The sequence below is a fragment of the Geodermatophilus sp. SYSU D00703 genome (assembly GCF_054050155.1).
The window spans coordinates 19,157-40,144 of the sequence record NZ_JBJGYU010000029.1; the positions used below are offsets into that span (position 1 = coordinate 19,157).

The 20,988-nt window shown below is 76.4% G+C and carries 20 protein-coding genes; 7 read left to right on the top strand and 13 right to left on the bottom strand.

Going from position 1 to position 20,988, the window contains the following annotated elements; all coding sequences use genetic code 11:
• Window positions 1-2: 2 nt before the first annotated feature.
• The 4 genes from ACI782_RS20740 to ACI782_RS20755 form a co-directional block, all read right to left on the bottom strand.
• Window positions 3-212 (bottom strand): hypothetical protein, encoded by a 210-nt coding sequence (locus ACI782_RS20740; RefSeq protein ID WP_456911983.1) that lies wholly within the window; start codon window positions 210-212, stop codon window positions 3-5.
• 102 nt (window positions 213-314) lie between these two features.
• Window positions 315-1,550, bottom strand: a complete 1,236-nt coding sequence (locus ACI782_RS20745) for a cytochrome P450 (protein ID WP_456911984.1) — start codon at window positions 1,548-1,550, stop codon at window positions 315-317.
• A 156-nt stretch (window positions 1,551-1,706) separates the two neighbouring features.
• Window positions 1,707-3,311 carry an SIR2 family NAD-dependent protein deacylase gene (locus tag ACI782_RS20750; protein WP_456911985.1) on the bottom strand — a complete coding sequence of 535 codons (1,605 nt, stop codon included), beginning with the start codon at window positions 3,309-3,311 and terminating at the stop codon, window positions 1,707-1,709.
• 56 nt (window positions 3,312-3,367) lie between these two features.
• Entirely contained in the window at window positions 3,368-3,994 is a 627-nt protein-coding gene (locus ACI782_RS20755; RefSeq protein WP_456911986.1) for a hypothetical protein, read from the bottom strand.
• Window positions 3,995-4,137: 143 nt separating this feature from the next.
• Between ACI782_RS20755 and ACI782_RS20760 the strand changes: the two genes are divergently transcribed.
• The gene (locus ACI782_RS20760; RefSeq protein WP_456911987.1) at window positions 4,138-4,965 is read left to right on the top strand and encodes a DUF1206 domain-containing protein; all 828 of its coding nucleotides are present in this window, start codon (window positions 4,138-4,140) and stop codon (window positions 4,963-4,965) included.
• Window position 4,966: 1 nt separating this feature from the next.
• Here ACI782_RS20760 and ACI782_RS20765 read toward each other — a convergent pair whose 3' ends face one another.
• Window positions 4,967-5,983 carry an NAD(P)/FAD-dependent oxidoreductase gene (locus ACI782_RS20765; protein WP_456911988.1) on the bottom strand — a complete coding sequence of 339 codons (1,017 nt, stop codon included), beginning with the start codon at window positions 5,981-5,983 and terminating at the stop codon, window positions 4,967-4,969.
• A gap of 63 nt (window positions 5,984-6,046) precedes the next feature.
• Here ACI782_RS20765 and ACI782_RS20770 point away from each other — a divergent pair, with 63 nt between their 5' ends.
• A complete protein-coding gene (locus ACI782_RS20770) occupies window positions 6,047-6,649 on the top strand; it encodes a helix-turn-helix domain-containing protein (RefSeq protein ID WP_456911989.1) in 603 nt (200 codons plus the stop codon).
• An 81-nt stretch (window positions 6,650-6,730) separates the two neighbouring features.
• A complete protein-coding gene (locus ACI782_RS20775) occupies window positions 6,731-7,600 on the top strand; it encodes a DUF1206 domain-containing protein (protein WP_456911990.1) in 870 nt (289 codons plus the stop codon).
• Between the two features lie 108 nt (window positions 7,601-7,708).
• Here ACI782_RS20775 and ACI782_RS20780 read toward each other — a convergent pair whose 3' ends face one another.
• The gene (locus ACI782_RS20780) at window positions 7,709-8,920 is read right to left on the bottom strand and encodes an acetyl-CoA C-acetyltransferase (protein WP_456911991.1); all 1,212 of its coding nucleotides are present in this window, start codon (window positions 8,918-8,920) and stop codon (window positions 7,709-7,711) included.
• 111 nt (window positions 8,921-9,031) lie between these two features.
• Between ACI782_RS20780 and ACI782_RS20785 the strand changes: the two genes are divergently transcribed.
• Window positions 9,032-10,186, top strand: a complete 1,155-nt coding sequence (locus tag ACI782_RS20785; RefSeq protein WP_456911992.1) for an MFS transporter — start codon at window positions 9,032-9,034, stop codon at window positions 10,184-10,186.
• A gap of 69 nt (window positions 10,187-10,255) precedes the next feature.
• Here the strand turns inward: ACI782_RS20785 and ACI782_RS20790 are convergent, their stop codons facing one another.
• From ACI782_RS20790 to ACI782_RS20815, 6 genes are all read right to left on the bottom strand, one after another.
• A complete protein-coding gene (locus tag ACI782_RS20790) occupies window positions 10,256-11,494 on the bottom strand; it encodes an ABC transporter substrate-binding protein (protein WP_456911993.1) in 1,239 nt (412 codons plus the stop codon).
• Window positions 11,491-12,726 (bottom strand): branched-chain amino acid ABC transporter permease, encoded by a 1,236-nt coding sequence (locus ACI782_RS20795; protein ID WP_456911994.1) that lies wholly within the window; start codon window positions 12,724-12,726, stop codon window positions 11,491-11,493. The genes ACI782_RS20790 and ACI782_RS20795 overlap by 4 nt, the downstream gene beginning before the upstream one ends.
• Entirely contained in the window at window positions 12,719-13,609 is an 891-nt protein-coding gene (locus ACI782_RS20800; RefSeq protein WP_456911995.1) for a branched-chain amino acid ABC transporter permease, read from the bottom strand. The genes ACI782_RS20795 and ACI782_RS20800 overlap by 8 nt, the downstream gene beginning before the upstream one ends.
• Entirely contained in the window at window positions 13,606-14,481 is an 876-nt protein-coding gene (locus ACI782_RS20805) for an ABC transporter ATP-binding protein (RefSeq protein ID WP_456911996.1), read from the bottom strand. The genes ACI782_RS20800 and ACI782_RS20805 overlap by 4 nt, the downstream gene beginning before the upstream one ends.
• Entirely contained in the window at window positions 14,469-15,260 is a 792-nt protein-coding gene (locus ACI782_RS20810; RefSeq protein ID WP_456911997.1) for an ABC transporter ATP-binding protein, read from the bottom strand. Before ACI782_RS20810 ends, ACI782_RS20805 begins: the two co-directional genes overlap by 13 nt.
• Window positions 15,261-15,464: 204 nt before the next feature.
• Window positions 15,465-15,833, bottom strand: coding sequence for an STAS domain-containing protein (locus tag ACI782_RS20815; RefSeq protein WP_456911998.1), 369 nt, complete (start codon window positions 15,831-15,833; stop codon window positions 15,465-15,467).
• A gap of 210 nt (window positions 15,834-16,043) precedes the next feature.
• On the opposite strand from ACI782_RS20815, the gene ACI782_RS20820 reads away from it, so the two are divergent.
• Complete coding sequence (locus tag ACI782_RS20820; protein WP_456911999.1) at window positions 16,044-16,334, top strand: hypothetical protein; 291 nt, start codon at window positions 16,044-16,046, stop codon at window positions 16,332-16,334.
• Window positions 16,335-16,558: 224 nt separating this feature from the next.
• Window positions 16,559-16,924 carry a hypothetical protein gene (locus tag ACI782_RS20825; RefSeq protein WP_456912000.1) on the top strand — a complete coding sequence of 122 codons (366 nt, stop codon included), beginning with the start codon at window positions 16,559-16,561 and terminating at the stop codon, window positions 16,922-16,924.
• A gap of 33 nt (window positions 16,925-16,957) precedes the next feature.
• Here the strand turns inward: ACI782_RS20825 and ACI782_RS20830 are convergent, their stop codons facing one another.
• On the bottom strand, window positions 16,958-19,948 hold the full coding sequence (locus ACI782_RS20830; RefSeq protein ID WP_456912001.1) for a sacsin N-terminal ATP-binding-like domain-containing protein: 2,991 nt from the start codon (window positions 19,946-19,948) through the stop codon (window positions 16,958-16,960).
• A 58-nt stretch (window positions 19,949-20,006) separates the two neighbouring features.
• Here ACI782_RS20830 and ppk2 point away from each other — a divergent pair, with 58 nt between their 5' ends.
• Complete coding sequence (gene ppk2, locus ACI782_RS20835) at window positions 20,007-20,939, top strand: polyphosphate kinase 2 (protein ID WP_456912002.1); 933 nt, start codon at window positions 20,007-20,009, stop codon at window positions 20,937-20,939.
• Window positions 20,940-20,988 lie beyond the last annotated feature (49 nt).

Below are 20,988 nucleotides of genomic sequence, written 5' to 3' on the forward strand. Positions count from 1 at the left end.
GCTCAGGGGTGTCCGGCGTGCCGGTGCCGGGCCAGCGCGTCGAGGCCCTCCTTGACGCCGCACAGCGTCGCCGCCGCCACCAGCAGCAGCGCGCCGACGCCGACGAGGGCTGGGCCGCTCATCGAGGCGATGTCGAGCTCGGCCCACACGACGCCGGCGACCAGCGCGAGCAGCCCGACGACACCCACTGCCGCCGCCCACCTCTTGCACATCCGCGCCTCCCGACCCGATCGCCCCTGATCTGACCACGGGCCGCCGACACCCGGGAGTCGCCTCCCGCGTGCCCGCTGCGGAGCGCGACCGCACCGCTGCGCTCACGCCGGGCCCCGGACGCGCAGCACGACCCCCGACGCCGGGATCGCGGGGATCCGCCGCAGCGAGATGGTGAGGTCCTGGTCGGGGACGTCGACCGGCAGCCGGGCCAGCCGGACGGCCAGCGCGGCGAGCACCGCGACGACGATCTGCTCTCCGGGGCAGCGGTGGTTGGTGCGCGGGTCGCCCGCCCCCTGCGGCACCAGCTCGAAGGCGCCGATCTCCCGGTCGAGGAAGCGCTCGGGGCGGAAGGCGTAGGGGTCGCCCCACAGGTCCGGGTCGTGGCCCTGCCCGTAGAGGTCCAGCAGCACCATCGCGTTGCGCGGGATCCGCTCGCCGTCCCACTCGACCTCGCGCGGCGCCCGCCCACCGATGAACGGCGCGAACGGGTAGAACCGCCGGACCTCGTGCGCCCACGCCTCGGCGAAGGCCGGGTCGCCGGACGCCAGCTTGCCGCGGTACTGCGGCCACCGGACCAGCGCGTGCCCGGAGAAGGCGACGAACCAGCTGATCGCCACGGTGGGCCGGACGACGTTGAGCAGCTCGACGGCGGCCGTGTGCGGGTCGAGCCGCTCGCCGTCGGCGTCCCGGTGCCGGGCGACGACGTCGACGACCGACCCCGCGGGCACCGTCGTCCCGCCGTCGCGCACCTCCTCGACCAGCCGCGCCAGCCGGGCCTCCTGCCGCCCGCGGGAGCGGCGGGCCCGCCAGTGGCGCGGTCCTCCGGTTGCGAAGCCGTCGACCATCGCGGTGAGGTCCCGGGCCACGCCGGGCACCTCGTCCTCGGCCAGCGGGACGCCCGCCCAGTCGCAGACGGCCCGGGTCAGCACGACCCGCGCCTCGTCGAAGAGCACGATGTCGTCCCGCGCTGTCCAGCCCGGCACCGCGGCGTCCCAGGCGGCGGTGACCCGCTCCACCAGCGGCGGGATGCGCCGGGGGTCCATCAGCAGGGCCACGAACATCGCCTTCCGCACGCGGTGTGCGTGCCCGTCGAGGGTGTGCACCGCGCCCTTGCCGAAGAGGGTGCCCTGCACCGGTTCCGGGATGGCGTGCGCGCGGCGGACGTGGTCCTCGTCGTAGAGGAAGCGGGCCGCCTCGGGGCCCTCGATGCCGAACGTCGGCAGCCCGCCGAGCCGGGTGGCCACGGTGCGCCGGCCTCGCGCCCGGCGCTCGTCGGGCAGCCAGGCGTAGCCCTTGGCCAGCATCTGGACGCTGTTGTCGAGGCGGGGACGGCGCATGGCAGCAGCCGTGCCCAGGCCCCCAACCGGTCACACAACGGGCTGAGGTGAGCCCGCGGCCCCTCTGCAGGAGAAGGACCCCGTCCCCCTCCCCTTGCATCCTCGGGGCGAGCCTCCGGACGGGGCCGTGGGCGTGGGGGCAGAGGGGTCCCTCCCTCAGCCGGGCCGCTGCTCCTGGACGCGGTCGTCGCGCCGGTCAGTGGCCTCGTCGGGCGGCGGGCTCCCCGCGCGGCTCCGGGAACCGAGCCTGCGCAGCAGCGCGGCGACCTCCCCGGCGGCCGAGCTGCTGGTCTCCCCGGGTATCACCTGCTCGACGTGCCCGAGCGCCTCGGCGAGCGCCTGCTCCTCCTCGTCGAGCATCCCGCGGTAGGCCGGGTCGAGCAGGTAGCCGGTGGGCGGCGTGGACAGGCAACCGATCAGGTCGAGCACGACCTCGAGCAGGCGCGCCGCCTCGGCCGAGGAGGCGTCGGCCGGCGACATCGCGACGGTCGCCACGTCGCGCTCCCACAGCCGCGCCCGCGCCGGGTCCTCGCGGAGCGCCAGCACGGTGCCGTTGCGCCCGCGCGGACACGCCCCGGGCGCCTGGATCGCGCTGCGCACCTGGTGAGCGATGCGGATCAGGTCGTCGTCCAGCATCGAGGTCCCGACGAAGAGCACGTGCCGGGTGAGCAGCAGCGAGTGCAGCACGCCGGCCAGCGCGGCCCGGGTGTCGCCGAGCTGCAGGTACTCCTCGCGGGTCAGCACGATGCTCTCCGGGTGCGCGGCGTCGCCGTGCAGCTTGAGCAGCCACGGCCGGCCCGGCTCGGCGTCGTCGAAGGGCAGCACCGACAGCGCCCGGCCGATGTCGCCGGCGGCGGCCTCGACCAGCGGGTCGTAGTTGGTGGTCACGAACTCCTGCACGGGCAGGTCGGCGATCAGCGCGTGGGCGAGCGCGTACCGGCCGGGGCCGAACCGCTCCTTGACGAAGCCCTCCAGCGGCTCGCGGCCGAGCTCGCGGGCGAGCAGCGCAGCGGCGTCCTGGGCGGGCAGCCGGGCCAGTCCGGCGCGCAGCACCTCGTCCAGCCCGGACTGCGCGGCCAGCTCGTCGAGCAGCTGCTCCCAGGTCGGCAGGCCGGCCGCGGCGCTCACCCCGGCGCCGACGAACGCCGCCAGCTGCCCGCGGCGGGCCCGCTCGCCGAGGTCCTCGGCCAGCTCGCGCAGGTGCCCGGGGAGGTCCCAGCCGCCGTCCTCGCCACGGCGGACCCGCTGCGCCGCGGCGAGGTCGCTGGGCCCGCGCAGCACCAGCGCGACGTCGAGGCCGTGCCCGGCGGCCGCCTCGCGCAGCACCGGCAGCAGGCGCTGCAGGAGCTCCCCGCGGCGGCCGGCGGCGCCGCCCCAGCCGGTGCCCAGGGCCGGCAGCGCCACCAGCCGGCGGGCGCGGCCGTGCACCGGCTCGGTCACCTCCCGCCGGGCGACGGCGGCCAGCGCCTCCCGGGCGCCGTCGAGCAGCCACGGCAGGGCGTCGTCGCCGTCGTCACCGTCGACGGTGTCGACCAGCCACAGGTTCGGCTGCCGGTCGCCGGGCACCTCGAGGACCCGCTCCTCGCCGTCCCACCGCAGGGCCAGGCAGACGCCCTCGCCGTCCTCGTCGGCGACCAGCTCCGCGGGCAGCAGCTCCCGCCACCCCGCGGTGACCCGCAGGGCCCGGTCGGTCGGCACGAGGACGTCGTCGCACACCAGGTGGCGCAGGTCCGCGCCGACGACGAAGACGTGTCCGCTCACGCAACGGGGGTTCCCGGCGGAGCGTCCCGCTAACCGGAACGAGGTCGACCGCGGCGTCAGCCGAGGGCGCCGCAGCCCCCCGCGCCGCAGGCACACCCGGCGCACGCCGCGGGCCGGGCCGGGGCCGGCGGCCGCTGGGCCACGGTGCGCAGGTTCGCCGCGCCGACCAGCAGGAACACCCCGAGCAGGCCGACGCCGAGCGCCGCGACGACGGTCGCGCCGTCCGCGGCCCGGCCCCAGCCGGTGACCGCACCAGTGACGACCAGCAGGCCCGTCACCAGCGCCCACCACACGAGCGCGGCCGAGCCGCTGCGGCGCGCCGCGCCGCGCCGGCGCAGCAGCACCAGGGCGCCGGCCAGCAGCCCGGCCGGGACGCCGACCAGCAGCACCCACCCGGCGGCGGACGCCGAGAGCAGCGCCACGGCGAGCGCGGCGAGTCCGGCGACGACCGCGACGGCGGCCGCGCCCCGCGACCGCCCCCGGGCGAGGAGCACGCCGCCGCGGGCGGCGGCCAGCGCACCGATGCCACCCAGCAGCAGCCGCGCACCGGCGGCGTCCCAGAACACCGCCACGACGGCCACGGCCAGCAGGGCGACCCCGCCGGCGAGCCACCGCGGCCAGGACCGGCGGGCCTCCTCGGGGGTCGTCCGCTCCGCCGTCAACACCGATGCGCCGTTCGCCACGGGAGCCAGTGTCCCTCACCCCGCCCCCCGCGCCCGGGGCGTCCCCGGCGTGCGGGCGCCAGCCGTGTCACGCTGCGCTGCGCACGAGACGGCGGAACGGGGGCGGTGTGGCGGCGGAGGCGGAGCCGGCGGACGGGGAGGCCGTGCCGGTGGTGCACCGGGCGGCGCGCAGCACCGCGCTGCGGCACGTGGCCCGGCTCGGGCTGGTCGGGTACGCGCTCGTGCACCTGCTGGTCGCCTGGCTCGCCCTGCAGCTGGCCTGGCACGCCGGGCATTCCCCGGGCACCGGCGACCCCGTCGACCAGAGCGGGGCGATGGCGCTGCTCGCGGCGTCGCCGGTCGGCCGGGGACTGCTGTGGGCCCTGACCGTCGGCCTGGCCGGGCTGTGCGCGTGGCAGGCGGTGGAGGTGCTGCGGCACCACACCGCGCCGCCCGACCCGGGCCCGGCCCGCCGCGCCGCCCTGGTCCAGCTCGGCAAGACCCTCGGCACCGCGGTCGTCTACGGCTTCCTCGCCGTCTCCGCCGCCCGGACCGCCCTCGGCGACGGGCAGCGGCCGGCCGACGGCGAGCGGGCGGTGCGCGGCGTCCTGGCCTGGCCCGGCGGCCAGGCGCTGGTCGTGGCCGTCGGCCTGGTCGTCGTCGGCATCGGCGTCTACCAGGTCCGCAAGGGACTGCGGTCGGACTTCCTCGGCGAGATCGACCTGAGCACCGTCTCCCCCGCGCTCTGCACGTTTACCCATCGGTTCAGCCAGGTCGGCTTCGTGCTCAAGGGGGTGGCGTTGGTGCTGGTCGGCGGGGTGGTCGCGTGGGCGGCGGCCACGTTCGACCCCGCGGCGGCCACCGGGCTGGACGGCGCGCTGCGGACCGTCGCCGCCGAGCCGTACGGCACCTGGGTGCTGACGGTCCTCGCGGCCGGGCTGGCGTCGTTCGCGGTGTACTGCCTGGCCCGCGCCCGGCACCCCCGCGGGTAGCTCACAGGCCGTGGCGCCGGTCGCCGGCCACCGGCTCGCACAGCCGCGCCTCGGACGCCGGCGAGAACGGGTCCCGGAGGGCGGCGACCGCGGCCCGGGTCTCCTCCTCGACCAGGTCCGCGTTGACCTGCGCGGCCGCCGCCGCACCCGCAGCCGCGGCGGCACCCACCTGGGCGGACAGGTCCGTGACGTTGCCCGCCGCCCACACGCCCGGCACCGCGGTGCGCCCGGTCGCGTCGGTGGGGACGTGCTCGCCCATCCCGGACGGGTGCTCCTCCGGCCGCAGCCCCAGGTCGGCGAGGAAGCCGGCGCGGGCCCGCATCCGCGACGCGACCACCACCGCGTCGCGGGCGACCTCCCGGCCGTCGGCCAGCCGCACCCCGGCGAGGCGGTCGCCGTCGACCTCGAGGGCCGCCACCTCGCCGTCCACCACGGGGATGCCGCGGGCCGCCAACTGCTCGGCCTGCTCGTCGGTCGGCGGCCGGGTGTGCGCGAAGAACGTCACGTCGGCGCTCCACTGCCGGAACAGCAGCGCCTGGTGCACCGACATCGGTCCCGTCGCCAGGACGCCGATGGCGCCGTCCCGGACCTCCCAGCCGTGGCAGTACGGGCAGTGCAGCACGTCGTGCCCCCACCGTTCGCGCACGCCCGGCACGTCCGGCAGCTCGTCGACCAGCCCGGTGGCCAGCAGCAACCGGCGGGCGCGGAAGCCCCGGCCGTCGGCCAGTGTCACCGTGAAGCCGCCGTCCGCGCGGGTCACGCCGGCGACCTCACCGTCCACCACCTGCCCGCCGTAGCCGCGGACCTCCGCCCGGCCCCGCGCCAGCAGCTCGGCCGGCGGGACGCCGTCGCGCGCCAGGAGCCCGTGCACGCCCGACGCGGGGGCGTTGCGCGGCGCGCCCCCGTCCACGACCACCACCGACCTCCGCGCGCGGGCGAGCACCAGCGCCCCGTTGAGCCCCGCGGCCCCACCGCCGACCACCACCACGTCACAGGCCTGCTCCGCCTGACCGGTCATCGCGACCACCTCCGCGACGACTGTGCGAGCCGATGCGCCACCCTGGCAAACTTCGTTGCTGTGATGGCAAAATCGGCGATCGTGGACGACGACCTCGACCAGGCCCTCGACGCGGTCGGTCCCCGGCTGCGCGAGCTCCGCATGCGGCGGGAGACCACGCTGACCGAGCTGTCGGCGGAGACCGGCATCTCGGTGAGCACCCTGTCCCGGCTGGAGTCCGGGACCCGCCGGCCGACCCTCGAGCTGCTGCTCCCCCTCGCCCGGGCGCACGGCGTCACCCTCGACGAGCTCGTCGACGCACCGCCCACCGGCGACCCGCGGATCCACCTGCGCCCGGTCACCCACCACGGCATGACCATGCTGCCGCTGACCCGCCGGGCCGGTGGGATCCAGGCGTACAAGCTCGTGCTGCCCGGGGGCGAGCGGGAGCCGGAGCTGAAGACCCACGAGGGCTACGAGTGGGTGTACGTCCTCGACGGCCGGCTGCGGGTCGTCCTCGGCGAGCACGACCTGGTGCTCGCCCCGGGCGAGGCGGCCGAGTTCGACACCCGCGTCCCGCACTGGTTCGGAGCCGCCGGGCCCGAGCCGGTCGAGTTCCTCAGCCTGTTCGGCCGGCAGGGCGAGCGGGCCCACCTCCGCGCCCGCCCGCGGAGCCCCCGGCGCTGACCTGGGGTTCCGACCGGCGGGGCAGCCGCTCCTGTGCCACGCTGGGCGTTCCCACCACGTGGGACGACGGGAGGAGCGGGCATGAGCAGCGGGCGCGGGACGACCGGCTCGGACACGGGTTCGGCGGACCGGGTCGGCACCAGGGGCCGGGCCGACGCCGGCGAGGCACTGGAACACCTGGCCCGGGTCGGGCTGGTCGCCTACGGCGTCGTCCACCTGCTCGTCGCCTGGCTGGCGCTGCAGCTGGCCTGGGGTGGGGGCGGCGGAGAGGCCGACCAGTCCGGCGCGATGGCCACCCTCGCCGACTCGCCCGTCGGCACGCCGCTGCTGTGGGTCATCGCCCTCGGGCTGATCGCGCTGGCCGTGTGGCAGGGGGCCGAGGTCCTGCGCTGGCGCCTCGGCCTGTCGGCGTCCGGGGACCTGCGGAAGAAGGCGATCACGAAGATCGTCAAGTCGGTCGCCAAGGCCGTCGTGTACCTCGCGCTGGCGGTGCTGGCGCTGCGCTTCGCCACCGGCGGCGGACAGTCCAGCGCCGCGCAGCAACAGCAGCAGACCGCCGGCGTCTTCGGCTGGCCCGGCGGCCGGTGGCTGGTCGGGATCGCCGGGCTGGTGGTCGTCGGCATGGGCCTCCACCTGGTCTACAAGGGCGTCTCGAAGCGGTTCCTCAAGGAGATCGACCTCGTCCAGGCCCCGCCCAGGACGCGGGCCCTGGTCGAGAAGCTGGGCATGGTCGGCTTCCCCGGGAAGGGCATCGCGCTCGCCGTGGTCGGCGGGTTGCTGGTGTACGCGGCGCTCACGTTCGACCCGGCCAAGGCCAGCGGGCTCGACGGCGCCCTGCGGACCATCCTCGACGCGCCCTTCGGGCAGTGGCTGCTCACGCTCGTGGCGATCGGCATCGCCGCGTTCGGGGCGTTCTGCTTCGTCCGCGCCCGCTACCCCGAGCGCACCTGAGAGAGGACCCCGTCCTCCCCACCCCTCGCACGCTCAGGGCGGGACCCGGGACGGGGCCGTCAGAGCTCGCGGACGTGCTGGAGGCGGTGGGGGCAGCGGGATCCTTCCTCACACCCGCTCGAACAGCGCGGCCAGGCCCTGGCCGCCGCCGATGCACATGGTCTCCAGGCCGTACCGGGCGTCCCGGCGGGCCATCTCGCGGGTGAGGGTGGCCAGGATGCGCCCGCCGGTGGCGCCCACCGGGTGGCCCAGCGAGATGCCCGAGCCGTTGACGTTCATCCGCTCGAAGTCGGACTCGGTGAAGCCCCACTCCCGGGTCACCGCGAGGACCTGCGACGCGAAGGCCTCGTTCAGCTCGATGAGGTCGACGTCCTTGAGCGCGACCCCGGCCAGGTCCAGCGCCTTGGCCGTCGCCGGCACCGGGCCGATGCCCATCGTCTTCGGCGGGACGCCGCCCACGCCCCAGGAGACCAGCCGGGCCAGCGGCCGCAGCCCCAGCTCGGCCGCCTTCTCCGGGAAGGTCACCACGCACACCGCCGCGCCGTCGTTCTGACCGCTGGCGTTGCCGGCGGTGACGGTGGCCTCGGGGTCGTCCTTGCCGAGGATCGGCCGCAGCTCGGCGAGGGTCTCGACGCTGGAGTCGGGGCGGATGTGCTCGTCGCGGTCGACGACGGTCTCGCCCTTCCGGCTCTTGACCGTCACCGGCACGATCTCGTCGGCGAACCGCCCCTCCTCGGTCGCGGCCGCGGCGCGCTGGTGGCTGCGGACGGCGTACTCGTCCTGCTCCGCGCGCCCGATCTGGTACTCCCGGCGCACGTTCTCCGCCGTCTCGAGCATGCCGCCCGGCACCGGGTGGTTCTGGCCACCGGCGGTCACCCGGCCGCGGGCCAGGCCGTCCTGCAGCATCACGCCGGGCCCGGCCTTGACGCCCCAGCGCACGGCGGTGGTGTAGAAGGGCGCGTTGCTCATCGACTCCGCGCCACCGGCCAGGACGACGTCGGAGGCGCCGGACTGCACCTGCATGGCGGCGTAGACCACCGCCTGCAGGCCCGAGCCGCAGCGCCGGTCGATCTGCAGCCCGCTCGCGGTCACCGGCAGCCCGGCGTCCAGGGCGGCCACGCGGCCGAGCGCCGGGGCGTCCATCGTCGGGTAGCAGTGGCCGAGGAGGACGTCGTCCACCGACTCCGGCGGCAGCCCCGTGCGCTCCATCACCGCACGGATGACCGTCGCGGCCAGCTCCTGCACCGGTACGTCACGGAGCGAGCCGCCGAAGCCGCCCACCGGGGTCCGCAGGGGCTCGCAGATGACCGCATTCCGCACGGGGTCCTCCTCGTCAGACTGTGCTCGACCGGCCTGAGTCTGCCCCTGCCGGGCCCGCCCGGGAGCGGCGGCCTCCCCTCCCGGGGCCGGGAGTGTCCCTAGGGTGCCCTCGTGCCCTGGAGGCGAGCGGTCGTCACGTTGTTCGCGGTCGCCGCGGGCACGAACGTCCCGACCCCGCTGCTGCTCGTCTACCAGGAGCGCCTGGGACTCTCGGCGGAGGTGCTGACGGCGCTGTTCGGCTGCTACGCCGCCGGCCTGGTGCCCGCGCTGTTCCTCGCCGGCCCGCTGTCCGACCGGCTGGGCCGGCGCCGGGTCGCCATCCCGGGGGTGGCCCTCTCGGGGCTGGCGTCGCTGGCCTTCGCCGCGGCCGGGGAGTCGCTGGCGCTGCTGTTCGCCGCCCGCTTCGCCCAGGGCGTGGTCAGTGGGGCGGTGTTCAGCGTGGGCAGCGCCTGGGTCGCGGAGCTGTCCGCCGCCTCCGGGGAGGCCGCGGGAGGTCGCCGGGCGGCGGTCGCGATGACGGCGGGCTTCTCCCTCGGCCCGCTCACCAGCGGACTGCTCGGCGCGTTCGGCCCGGCGCCGACCGTGCTGCCCTACCTCGTCCACGCGGTGCTCGTGGCCGCAGCGCTGGTCCTGGCCGTGCGGCTGCCCGAGACCGTCGACGTCCGCGCAGGCGCGGGCCGGGCCGCCGGGATCCCGGCCGCGCCGCTGCTCCCGCCGGGCAGCGCCCTGTTCGCCGTCACCGTGGTGGCACCGGTGGCCGTCTGCGTCTACGCCTTCCCGTCCGCGATGATCTCTGCCGTCCCGCTGCTCGGCGAGCTGCCCGCCGGGGGTGTCGCGGTCACCGGCGTCCTCGCCGGGGTCACGCTCGGCGCCGGCACCCTGGTCGCCGGCCTGCAGCGCCGCCTGGGCCCGTGGACCGCCGTCACCGGTGCGGCCCTCGGCGCGGTCGGCTTCGGCGCGGCCGCGGTCTTCGTCGCCACCGACCAGTGGCCGTGGCTGCTCGCCGCGGCTCCGCTGCTGGGGTCCGGTGGCGGCCTGTGCCTCGCGGCCGGGCTCACCGTCACCGGACGGCTGGCCGCGCCCACCCGGCGGGGCGAGCTCACGTCGGTCTTCCTCGCCTGCGCCTACCTCGGGTTCGCCGTGCCCTTCCTCATGGCCAGCGCCGCCCGGGCGGCACCCCCGCAGGTGCCGCTCGAGGTCGCCGCGCTGCTCACGGGCCTGCTCGCCGTCCGGCTGGTCCCCGTCGCCCGGCGCGGGGCGCTGTAGCCCCTGGACGCCCGACGGCGCCCCCTCCCCGGGAGGAGGGGGCGCCGTCCGTGCAGGGTCAGGGCACGTTCATCCCGCGAGTTCGGTCGCGACCTCCCCCTCGAAGGCCTCCTGCACGACCTGGGCCCCGCCGGGGACGTCGGCCGGCCGGAGGATGATGCTCTGCGTGCTCGGGGACACCCCCGTCTCGAAGCCCTGGATCGGCACGAGCAACCCCTCGGTGTCGATCTCGGTGAGCTCACCGAAGGCGGCCAGCACGCCCTCGCGGGTCAGGTCGCCGCTCTCGCACGCGGCGTCGAGCACCTGGTTCATCACGTCGCCCATCGCGTACCCGAAGATCGCGCCCAGGCTGGGCGTGGTGTTCGGGTAGCTCTGCTGGTACTGCTGCAGCAGCTCGGGCTGCGCGTCCCAGGCGGTGATCGGCGAGGCGACGTACAGGTTGTCCCGCAGCGCCTGCGCCGACGGGCCCTGCAGGAGGCCGGGTGCGAAGACCGGGTTGCTGCCCAGGATGGGCACGTTGAGCCCCTGGGCCGAGGCGACCGCCGCCGCCGAGGCGGTCTGCGCAGGGGCGACGGTCAGCACGATCGCGTCGACGCCGGCGGCGGCGAACTGGGTGATCTGTGCCGACATGTCCTGGTCGGTGGACTTGATCTGCGCGGGGATCACCGTGAGGTTGCGCGCCTCCGCCACCGCCTCGCTGCCGGCCAGGCCGTTCTCGCCGTACTCGCCCTCGAAGTAGATGTGCCCGACGGTGGCGCCGTCCTGCAGCAGCCCCTGGTCGAAGAGGTACTGGTAGCCGTTGGCGATCTCCACGTCGTAGGTCGCGCCGAGGACGCCGGTGCCGGGGATCTCGGTGAGCGTCCGGGCCCACGCCGACGGGAAGTTGACGATCTGGTCGGCCTCGTACTCGGGCGCCAGCGCCGTGTTGATCGGCGACCCGATCGTCTGCTGCATCGCCAGCACGTTGTCCTTCATCCCGCTGTAGAGCTGCACCCCGGTCTGGGGCACGTAGCCGGTGTCCTGGACGTCGAGTTCCACGCTGTACGTGCCGCAGACCTGGTTGTCCTGCCAGTACAGGGTGTTGCCGTTGGTGATGTCCTGGCCGAGGGCGGCGAAGACACCGGTCAGGTCGGTGAGGACGCCCAGCCGGATGGTCGTGCCCTCGACGCCGACGTCCGTGGCGACCTCCCCCGCAGCCCCTCCCCCGCCGCCCCCGCCGCTGTCCGGGGCCTTGGTGCTGCAGCCGGCGGCGACGACGACGGCGGCGGCCAGGACGGAGGCCCCGCGCAGACGCGTACCTGCTCTCATGTGGTGCTGCTCCCTCGTGGGTCGGGTGGAACGGGACTGGTGGAACTCCCGGCCGAGCCCGGGGAGGGGCTCGCGGTCCCGCCGCCGGGGTCACGGCCCCGGCGGCGGAAGCGGTGGGCGAGCCCGGCCAGGCCGCCGGGCTCGAAGAGGATGACGAGGACGATCGCCGCGCCGTAGAGGAAGCGGGCGGCCACGCCGGCCGCGATCCCGCCCTGGCCCGGGGCGCTGACCAGGGGCAGGACGTCGGCGAACTGCTGGAAGACCAGGGGCAGCGCGGTCACGAAGGTCGCGCCGAGCGCCGCTCCCCCGACCGAGCCGAGCCCGCCGAGCACGATCATGGCCAGGTACTGGATGGACACCAGCAGGCCGAACGACTCCGGCGCGATGCTGCCGATCGACAGCGCGTACATCACCCCGGACAGCCCGGCGTACATCGAGCTGACCAGGAACACCCGCGCCTTGTAGGCCTGCACGTTGACGCCCATCACCGACGCGGCCACCTCGCTGTCGCGCAGTGTCTGCAGCGCCCGGCCGGGCCGGCTGCGCAGCAGGTTGCGGGCGAAGACGTAGGCGGCCAGCGCCAGGACCATCCCCAGGTACCACAGCCGCTCGGCCTCCCGGAACGGGACGCCGAGGACGAACAGCTGCGGGTCGTCGTTGCCGAAGGCGAAGCCGAACAGCGAGAACTCGGGGACCGAGCGGCCGTTGAACCCCCCGGTCACCGGCGTCCAGGTGTTGAGCACGTGCACGCCGATGAAGACCAGCCCGAGCGAGGCCACCCCCAGGTAGATCCCGCGCAGCCGCGCGGCCACCGGGCTGAACAGCAGCCCGGCCAGGCCGGCGAGCAGGACGCCCACCACCAGGCCCACGACCGGTGGCAGCCCCAGCCCGCGCAGGGCGGCGCGGGTGCCCAGGCCGCCGGACTCGCCGGAGACGAAGGTGTAGCTGACCGCCCCGACGGCGAGGAAGAACGCGTGCGCCAGGGACAGCTGCCCGCTGGTGCCGACCAGCAGGTTCAGCCCGATCGCCCCGACGATCGCCCCGAAGACCGCGAAGCCGGTGCGCAGCCAGAACTCCTCCACGTACAGCGGCAGCGCCAGCAGCACGACGAGGAGCGCGACCACCAGCAGCGGCCGCAGCCACGACCGCAGGGAGCGCCGCGGGCGGGCGCCGCTCGGTCCCGCCGTCCCGCGGCGCGCGCCGGGAGGCGCGGAGATGGTCCGTTCAGACACGTGTGAGCTCCTTGGTCCCGAACAGCCCCGACGGGCGGACCAGCAGGACGATGATCATCACGACGTAGGGCACGACCTCGCCGAACCCGCGGCCCAGGAACGACAGCTGCTCCTGGTAGCCGGCGGCCAGGGCCTCGGCGATGCCGATCAGCAGCCCGCCGACGAGCGCGCCGCCGGTCGAGTCCAGGCCGCCGAGGATCGCGGCCGGGAAGGCCCGCAGCGCCACGGTGTAGACCGCCGCGCTGACCCCGGGGGTGGGTGCGCCGACCAGGAAGAGCGCGGCCACCGCCGCCAGGACGCCGGCCACGATCCACGCCAGCGCCGAGACCCGGCCCTGCCGGATGCCCATGAGCGCGGCGGCCTCGCCGTCCTCCGCGGAGGCGCGCATCGCCACGCCCCAGCTCGAGTACTTGAAGGCCACGAAGAAGACGACGATCAGCACGCCGGCGACGCCCATCGCGATCAACCGGTTGAGGCTGATGCCGACGCCGCCGATCCGGACCGACTCGCCGCCCCACGGGTGCGGGACGTTGAGGATGTCCGGGCCGATCCGCCGGATCAGCTCGGTCAGCAGGATGATGTCGACGCCGATCGTGACGATGGCGAGGCTGATCACCGGCGCGCCGCGGAGCCGGTTGATGACCAGCCGCTCGATGAGGAACGCGGCCAGCGCGGTCACCAGGATCCCGGCGAGGGCGGCGAGCAGGAACCCGAACGGCTCGGCCAGCCGCGCGATCGTGTAGGCGCCGAGCAGCAGCAGCGACCCCTGCGTGAAGCTGACCACCTCGCTGGCCTTGAAGATGATCACGAAGCCGAGCGCGATGAGCGCGTAGATCGCGCCCAGCGAGATCCCGTTGAGCAGCAGCGACAGGAACTGGGTCACGACGGGCTCCCCGGGGCCTCGTGCGGGTGGTGGGCGACCGCTTCGGAGGGGCTGTCCTCCTCGCCGGACCCCAGGTACGCGCGGATGACCTCGCGGTCGCGCTGCACCTCGGCCGGCGTGCCGTCGGCGATGAGGCGGCCGAAGTCGAGCACGGTGACCCGGTCCGCCAGCGACATGACCATCCCCATGTCGTGCTCGACCAGGATCACCGAGATGCCCAGGGCCGACCGGATCTCCCGGATCGCCTCGGCCATCCGGGCGGTCTCCTCGGCGTTCATGCCGGCGACCGGCTCGTCGAGGAGCAGCAGCCGCGGCTCGATGCACAGGGCCCGGGCGACCTCGACCCGCTTCTGGTCGCCGTAGGACAGCACCCCGACCGGGGTGTGCAGCTTGTCGCCGAGGTCGAGGAACTCCGCGATCTCCCGGATCCGCTCCCCGTGCACCCGCCCCTCGCGGGTCGCCCGCGGCAGGCGCAGCCCCGAGGAGAGGAACCCGGCCCTCGTGAGGTGGTGGCGGCCGAGCATGAGGTTCTCGGCGACGGTCTGGGCCCCGGACAGGGCGATGTTCTGGAAGGCGCGGGCGACACCCACGCCGGCGATCTGGAACGGCCGCATCCGGTCCAGCCGCGCGGCGCCGAACCGGACCTCACCCTCGGCGGCCTGGTAGACCCCCGACAGCACGTTGAACAGCGTCGACTTGCCGGCGCCGTTGGGGCCGATGACCGCGTGGATGGTCCCCGGCGTGACGGTGAAGGACACCTCGTTGAGCGCGCGGATGGCCCCGAAGCGGACGCTGACCCCCTCGACCTCCAGGGGCGGGACGTCGGACCGGGTCGCGGCCTCGTCGACGCCGGCCGCGGTCACGCCGTCCACCGCGAGAGGGTGCGCCGCGGCGCCCGGCGGGCCCGCTGCTCGGGTGCCTCCTCGCCGCCGGAGCCGAGGTAGAGCCGCTGCACCTCGTCGGTGCGGGCGAGCTCGGCGGCCGCGCCGGAGAGGGAGACCCTGCCGACGTCGAGCACGTAGGCCCGGTCGGCCACGCCGAGCGCCATCGTGGCGTTCTGCTCGACCAGGAGCACCGACGTCCCCTGCCGGTTGATCTCGGCGATGACCTCGCCGATCTGGCCGATGACGCGGGGCGCGAGCCCCAGCGACGGCTCGTCGAGCAGGAGCAGCTTCGGGCTGGCCATGAGCGCCCGGCCGATGGCCAGCATCTGCTGCTCGCCGCCGGAGAGCAGCCCCGCCCGCTGCGAGCCGCGCTGCTGGAGGACGGGGAACAGGTCCCGCACCCGGGCGAGGGCGGCGGCCTTGGCCGCCCGGTCCCGGTTGCCCATGCCGCCGGCCCGCAGGTTCTCCTCCACGGTGAGCCGGCCGAAGATCCGCCGCCCCTCGGGCACCTGGACCACGCCCCGGCGCACGATCTGCCCGGGGTCGCGCCCGGCCAGGTCGGCGCCCTCGAACCGGACCGTGCCGGCGTCGACCCGGCCGCGGTGCAGCCGCAGGGTGCCGGAGACGGTCCGCAGCAGGGTGCTCTTGCCCGCCCCGTTGCTGCCGAGGACCGCGACGACCGCACCGTCGGGCACCTCCATGGACACGCCCCGGACGGCCTGGACGGCGCCGCCGTAGGTGACCCGCAGCGAGTCGATGGTCAGCACGCCGGCCCCGGCCCACGGGACGGGCCCGACTGGTCACCGCGGTGTGATCTGGACCACATGGCGGGTCACTGTAGGGGGACGAGCGGTCGCGACGCTCCGTCGACACCGCGACCGTGATCGACCGGTGATGGAACGACGCCCGTTCGGACGACGTGTCGCCGTCCGAACGGGCGTGCGGGGGTGCGGGGTGGCCGGCCGGCCGGGTCAGGCGGCGGAGCCGGCTCCGGGCTCGACCTGCTCGACGGCCAGCAGTTCCCAGAGGCCGGTGATCTGCAGCGGGCGCATGACGGCCCGGTTCGAGGCGAGGACACGCAGCCGCAGGCCGTCCTCCTCGGCGCGGCGGTGCGCGGCGGCGAGGACGCAGAGGCCCGCGGAGTCCAGGAAGGTCACCGCGTCGAGGTCGATGGTCATGTCCCGGGCGCCCGCGGCGAAGGCCTCGTCCACGGACCTGCGCAGGGACGGCGCGGAGGAGGAGTCGACCTCGCCGGCGACGGTGAGGCGGACGACCTCCTCGGTGGTGGCGACGTCGATGGAGACGAGGTCGTCGCCGGGTGGGAGGTGGGTAGCGGTCACGGAACGCCTCTCGGGGAGAGCGAACCCGTCCGAGGCCCCCGGCGGTGCGGCCGGGGTGCGGCGAGGAGTCCGGCACGTCGTGCACGGCTGCCTGTTGAACCGCTGCCCTGACGGTAGGGACCCGGCGGCCCGGAAGCAAGGGCCCGTCACCTGGGCGACGACCGTGCGCCCGGGACCGGGCACGCTCCGCCACGCGGGGATACTGGGGGCGTGTCCAAGCGGCTGGTGGTGTGGGGCGGGATCTGGCTGGCGGGGACGGTCGCGGCCTTCCTCCTGCTGGACCCGATCCTGGCCGCCTTCGTCGGGATCCTCGGCCTGTCCCTGTGGGGAGTGGCCCTGCTCTCCTCCGACTGGGAGCGGCACCCCTCCTTCGAGCAGCGCGAGTCCGCCCGGTCGCGCCGCCGCGCCGAGCAGCGGGAGAAGACCAAGGAGGCGCGGGCCCGTGACCGCGCCCGCTGGGAGGCCCACCAGCAGCGCCGGGCCCGCCGCTCCCAGGGCTGAGGCGCGGCGCCGGACGCGGCGAGCGGCGCCGCGGAAAACCGGTCGACGCGGCGGGACGGCGTCCCTACCGTCGTCCCCATGCGGTCCTGAGTGCGCCTGACGCTCCCATCGACGCCCGCGGGTCGAGCACCTGCTCCCCGCCGTCCGCGCCCCGGCACCGACCGGGCGCCGCCTGCCTCTCCCCCCGGCTGCGCGCAGCCCTGCCCTCCTCCGGAGGTCCTGCCATGTCACGCCCCTCCCGCCCCCTCGACGACGCCCCCGCCGCCGCCCGCTCCGCCCTGCCCGGTGCCGAGGCGGCCGCCTTCGACCGCCTCGCGCACGCCGTCCTCGCCAAGCCGGGCGCCGCGCTCGGCGCGGTGCTCCGGGCGCAGCTGCCCGGCACCGAGGGCGTCCGCTGGCTGCACTCGGGAGGCCTGCCGCCCACCGCCCGGGCGGCCGACCTCACTGCCGAGCAGTGGCTGTCGCTGTACCACTGCTGGGCGAGCACCGGCGCCGTCCGGGCGACCGGCGCCCCGGGCGGCCGCACCGGGCGACCGTCGACCCACGGCCACGCCCCCGGCGCGCTGGCGATCCCGCGCTGGGGCAGCTGAGGAGGACCCGCTACCGAGGGAGGCGCCGGCGGCCTACGGGCCGACGGCGTCCTCGGTGGCGAGCTCGCCCGCCCGGTCCGGACGGGCGAACGCCTCGGCCAGTGCCTGGCGCAGCGACCAGGCCCCCGCCCGCCAGGCCAGCGCCCGGCCGAGCGCCGCGGGCGTGCCGTCGACGGAGTCGGGGCCCCGGCCCTCGCCCGGCCACCAGGGCACCGGCCGCCCCCCGGCCCGCAACGGCTCGTGGACGGCGACCTCCCCGGCCAGCTCCGCCACCCCGAGCCGGGCGGCGGCCAACCCCGCCCCGGGGACCTCGGCCCAGCGCAGCCGGCGGGCCGGGCGGCTGTCCACCCGCGCCCGCACCACCTCGGTCGCCAGCGGCAGGTCGAGCAGGTCGGCCACCGGCCCCGGCGCTCCGCCGGCCGGGACGAGCGGGCGGTCGACCAGTGGCTGCAACCAGGGCGCGTCCAGGACGACGGCCTCCTCGGCGGCCACCACGCGGTCCGGTCCGACGCGGACCCGGTCCGGCGGTGCGACGTCCACCCCGTCCAGCGCCCGGGCGAGCCGCGCGTGGACGGTGCGCAGCGTCGCCGGCGGAACGGTCCACCGCGCGTCGCCGAGCCGGTCGAGGAGGTCGAGCGCGCCGTCGACGTCGGCCAGCACGTCGGCCACGGTCGCCGGCGGGCGGAGCAGGTCGAGGAGGGCCGGCTCGGCCTGCGCCGGTTCGTACAGTCCCTGCAGCTCCGTGCCGGCGGGGTGCCGCAGCCGGTCGGGGCGGCGCCCGTCGAGCACCGGGTGGGTGCGCAGCCACCAGCGCAGGTAGCCCGGCACCGCCACCCCGTCGAGCGGCACGTCCGCCCACGCTGCGGCGGGCAGCGCGGCCAGCAACCGCAGCGCGCCCGGCCAGTCGACGACCAGTTCCAGGTCGCGGACGGCGGTGACGGCGGGCCACTGCGGGGGCGGCCCGCCGGGAGGCAGCCGGTCCACCACCGCGTCGGCCCACTCCGCGGCGGCATCGACGTCGAGGTCGTCGGGGTCCTCGGCGGTGGTGAGCGCGAACCCGTCCAGCACGCCGACGGCCCGCAGGACGGCGGGGTCGGAGGACGCGGCGGTCGCCGCGTCGAGCGTGCCGAGGGAGCCCGCCTCGAGGACGGCGGCGAACGGCGAGCCCGGCAGCACCAGCTCACCGGCCGGCGCCCACCCGCCCTCGGCGTCGGGCAGCGCCAGCTCGGCCAGCCACGGCAGCTCGCCGGGTGCGGTGCCCGCGGCCGCGACGAGGGCGAGCACCGCCGCGGCCAGCGCCTCGGGCTCGGCGCCGCCGTCCCACTCGTCCTCCACCGCGTCCATCGACGCCTCGACCGCCGACCGCACGTCCGGGTCGGCGAGCACGCCCGCCGCCGTCGCGGGCCGCGCACCGAGCCGCTCCAGCAGCCGCCGGGCCGCGGGCGGGGCGACGGCGCCGGGCTCGGCCACCCGCAGCCCCAGCGGGCCGAGCCGCTGCGCCGGCAGGCCGGCGTCGGGCAGCAGCACCCCGGCCGGGCCGTGCACCGTGCGGCCGTCGGCCAGCGGCACGGGCAGCGCGGCGAGCTCCTCCCGGTCGGCGCCGTCCAGGGCGGTGTACAGCTGCGCCCACCACGACGCCGGGCGGTCCACCCCGCGCACCGCCTCCACCGCCTCGGCGGTGCCCACCCGCCGCACGCCCAGGGCGGCGAGCGCCGGGGTGTCGCTGCGCCGGGACCAGTCCGCGGGCAGCAGGCCGGGCACCACCCCGGTGAGCGCGGCGACGCGCTCCCCGGTCGCCTCGCCGAGCACCGCCGCGCGGCCGGGCGGCTGCCGCTCCCGCTCGGCGCCGGCCACCGGCAGCCACGCCGTGGCGCGCAGCCGGTCCAGCGCGGCGGCGCCCAGCGCGGCGTCGAGCTCGGCGCCGGCCAGCCCGGCGCGGGGCACCAGCGCGAGCACCGCGGAGCTCCCGGCGAGCCCGGCCAGCAGGTCCGCGTAGGCGTCGGCGGCGACGTCGACCAGCGCGTCGGTGACCGGGCCGGGCAGCACGTGGCGGCGGTCGGGACCGAGCGGGAACGGGGCGACCAGCCGGGCGGGCAGGGTGAGCGGCTCGTCGCTGGGGGTCGGCGCGTGGACCCGCTGCGGCAGCCGCAACGGCGCCGGACGCCCGTCGTCGTCCAGCGGCACCGCCCAGGTCACCGCGTAGCCGCGCCGGCCGCGCTCCTCCACCGGCCGGTCGGCGAACAGCCCGGCCGGCAGCTCACCGGTACGCCGCGCCAGCCGCCAGGTCGTCGTCCCGGCGGCGTCGGTGAGGTCGGCCTCCTCGCCGCGGTGCGAGACGGCGAGCGAGCGGACCGCACCGTCGAGGACGACGTCGACCGCCACCAGCCCCGGCAGCGCCAGCAGCAGCTCGGCCTCGAGCTCCTCCAGCGCGGTGCGGACGGCGGCGACCGACCCGGCGCGCAGCGGCAGCACCACCTCGGTGGCGAACCCCGCGGGCGGGCGGCCCTCGGCCGGCCAGGGCAGCCGCAGCACCGGCACCCCGCCCTCGCGGCGGGTCAGCTCCTCGGCGAGCGCCGGGACGGCGGCGACCTCGGCGCGGGTGCGCGCGGCGCTGAAGGACACCCCGCCGGTGGTGGAGAGCAGCGCCGGCTCGTCGCTGACGGCCAGCACCGCGGCGAAGCCGACCCCGAACCTCCCCACGGTCTGCAGCTCGCCGCGCTTGGCCGAGGCGCGCAGCGAGGCCAGCGCCGAGACGCCGGCCGCGTCCAGCGGCGCGCCGGTGTTGGCCGCGCGCAGCACGCCCGCCCCGTCGCCACCGAGCTCGAGCCGCAGCCGCCCGGGCACGCCCGCCCGCAGCGCGGCGTCGGCGGCGTTCTGGGCCAGCTCGACCAGCAGCCGGTCGCGGTAGCCGCCGCGGACCAGGTCCTCCTCCGCGTTGGCGTCCTCGCGGAAGCGGGCCGGGGAGTCGGTCCACGCCGCGAGCACCCGCCGCCGCAGCTCCGCGGTCTCGAAGGGGTCCGACACGCCGGTCAGCATGGCAGCGGGGCATGGGACCGGCCCGCCCGTGGGTACCCCCGCGGCCGTGAGTGAGATCGACGTCTCCCGGTACCGGCTGCAGGCCCTCCCCGACGACGACTCCGACGAGGACTGGGACGACGACGGCGAGCTCTTCGGCCCCGACGGGGAGCGGGTGGAGACCTGGCGCGAGGGCTACCCGTACGACGAGAAGCTGCCGCGGCGGGAGTACGAGCGGGAGAAGCGCCGCCTGCAGATCCAGCTGCTGCGCCTGCAGGGCTGGGTCAAGGACACCGGGCAGAAGCTCGTCGTCCTCTTCGAGGGCCGGGACGCCGCCGGCAAGGGCGGCACCATCAAGCGCTTCACCGAGCACCTCAACCCGCGCGGCGCCTCGGTGGTCGCGCTGGACAAGCCGTCGGAGCGCGAGCAGACCCAGTGGTACTTCCAGCGCTACGTGCAGTACCTGCCGGCGGCCGGCGAGATCGTGCTGTTCGACCGCTCCTGGTACAACCGCGCCGGCGTCGAGCGGGTGATGGGGTACGCGACCCAGGAGCAGTACGAGCAGTTCATGCGGCAGTGCCCCGAGTTCGAGCGGATGCTCGTCGACAGCGGGGTCCACCTGGTCAAGTTCTGGTTCTCGGTGTCCCGGCGCGAGCAGCGCACCCGGTTCATCGTCCGCGCCATCGACCCGGTGCGGCAGTGGAAGCTCTCCCCCACCGACCTCGCCTCGCTGGACAGGTGGGACGACTACACGTCGGCCAAGGAGGCGGTGTTCGCCGCGACCGACACCGACTTCGCGCCGTGGACGGTCATCAAGAGCAACGACAAGAAGCGCGCGCGCCTGGAGGCCATGCGCCACGTGCTGAACCGGATGCCCTACGAGGGCAAGGACGCGCCGGTGGTCGGCACGCCCGACCCGAACATCGTCGTGGCGGCGGCCGACGTCCTGGAGTCCGACCGCGAGGCGCTGCAGCGGGAGGACCTCGTCCCGGCGCGGTGAGGCCCCTCGGGGAGGATCCCGCAGCGGGCACCCCGCCCGCCGGAGAGGG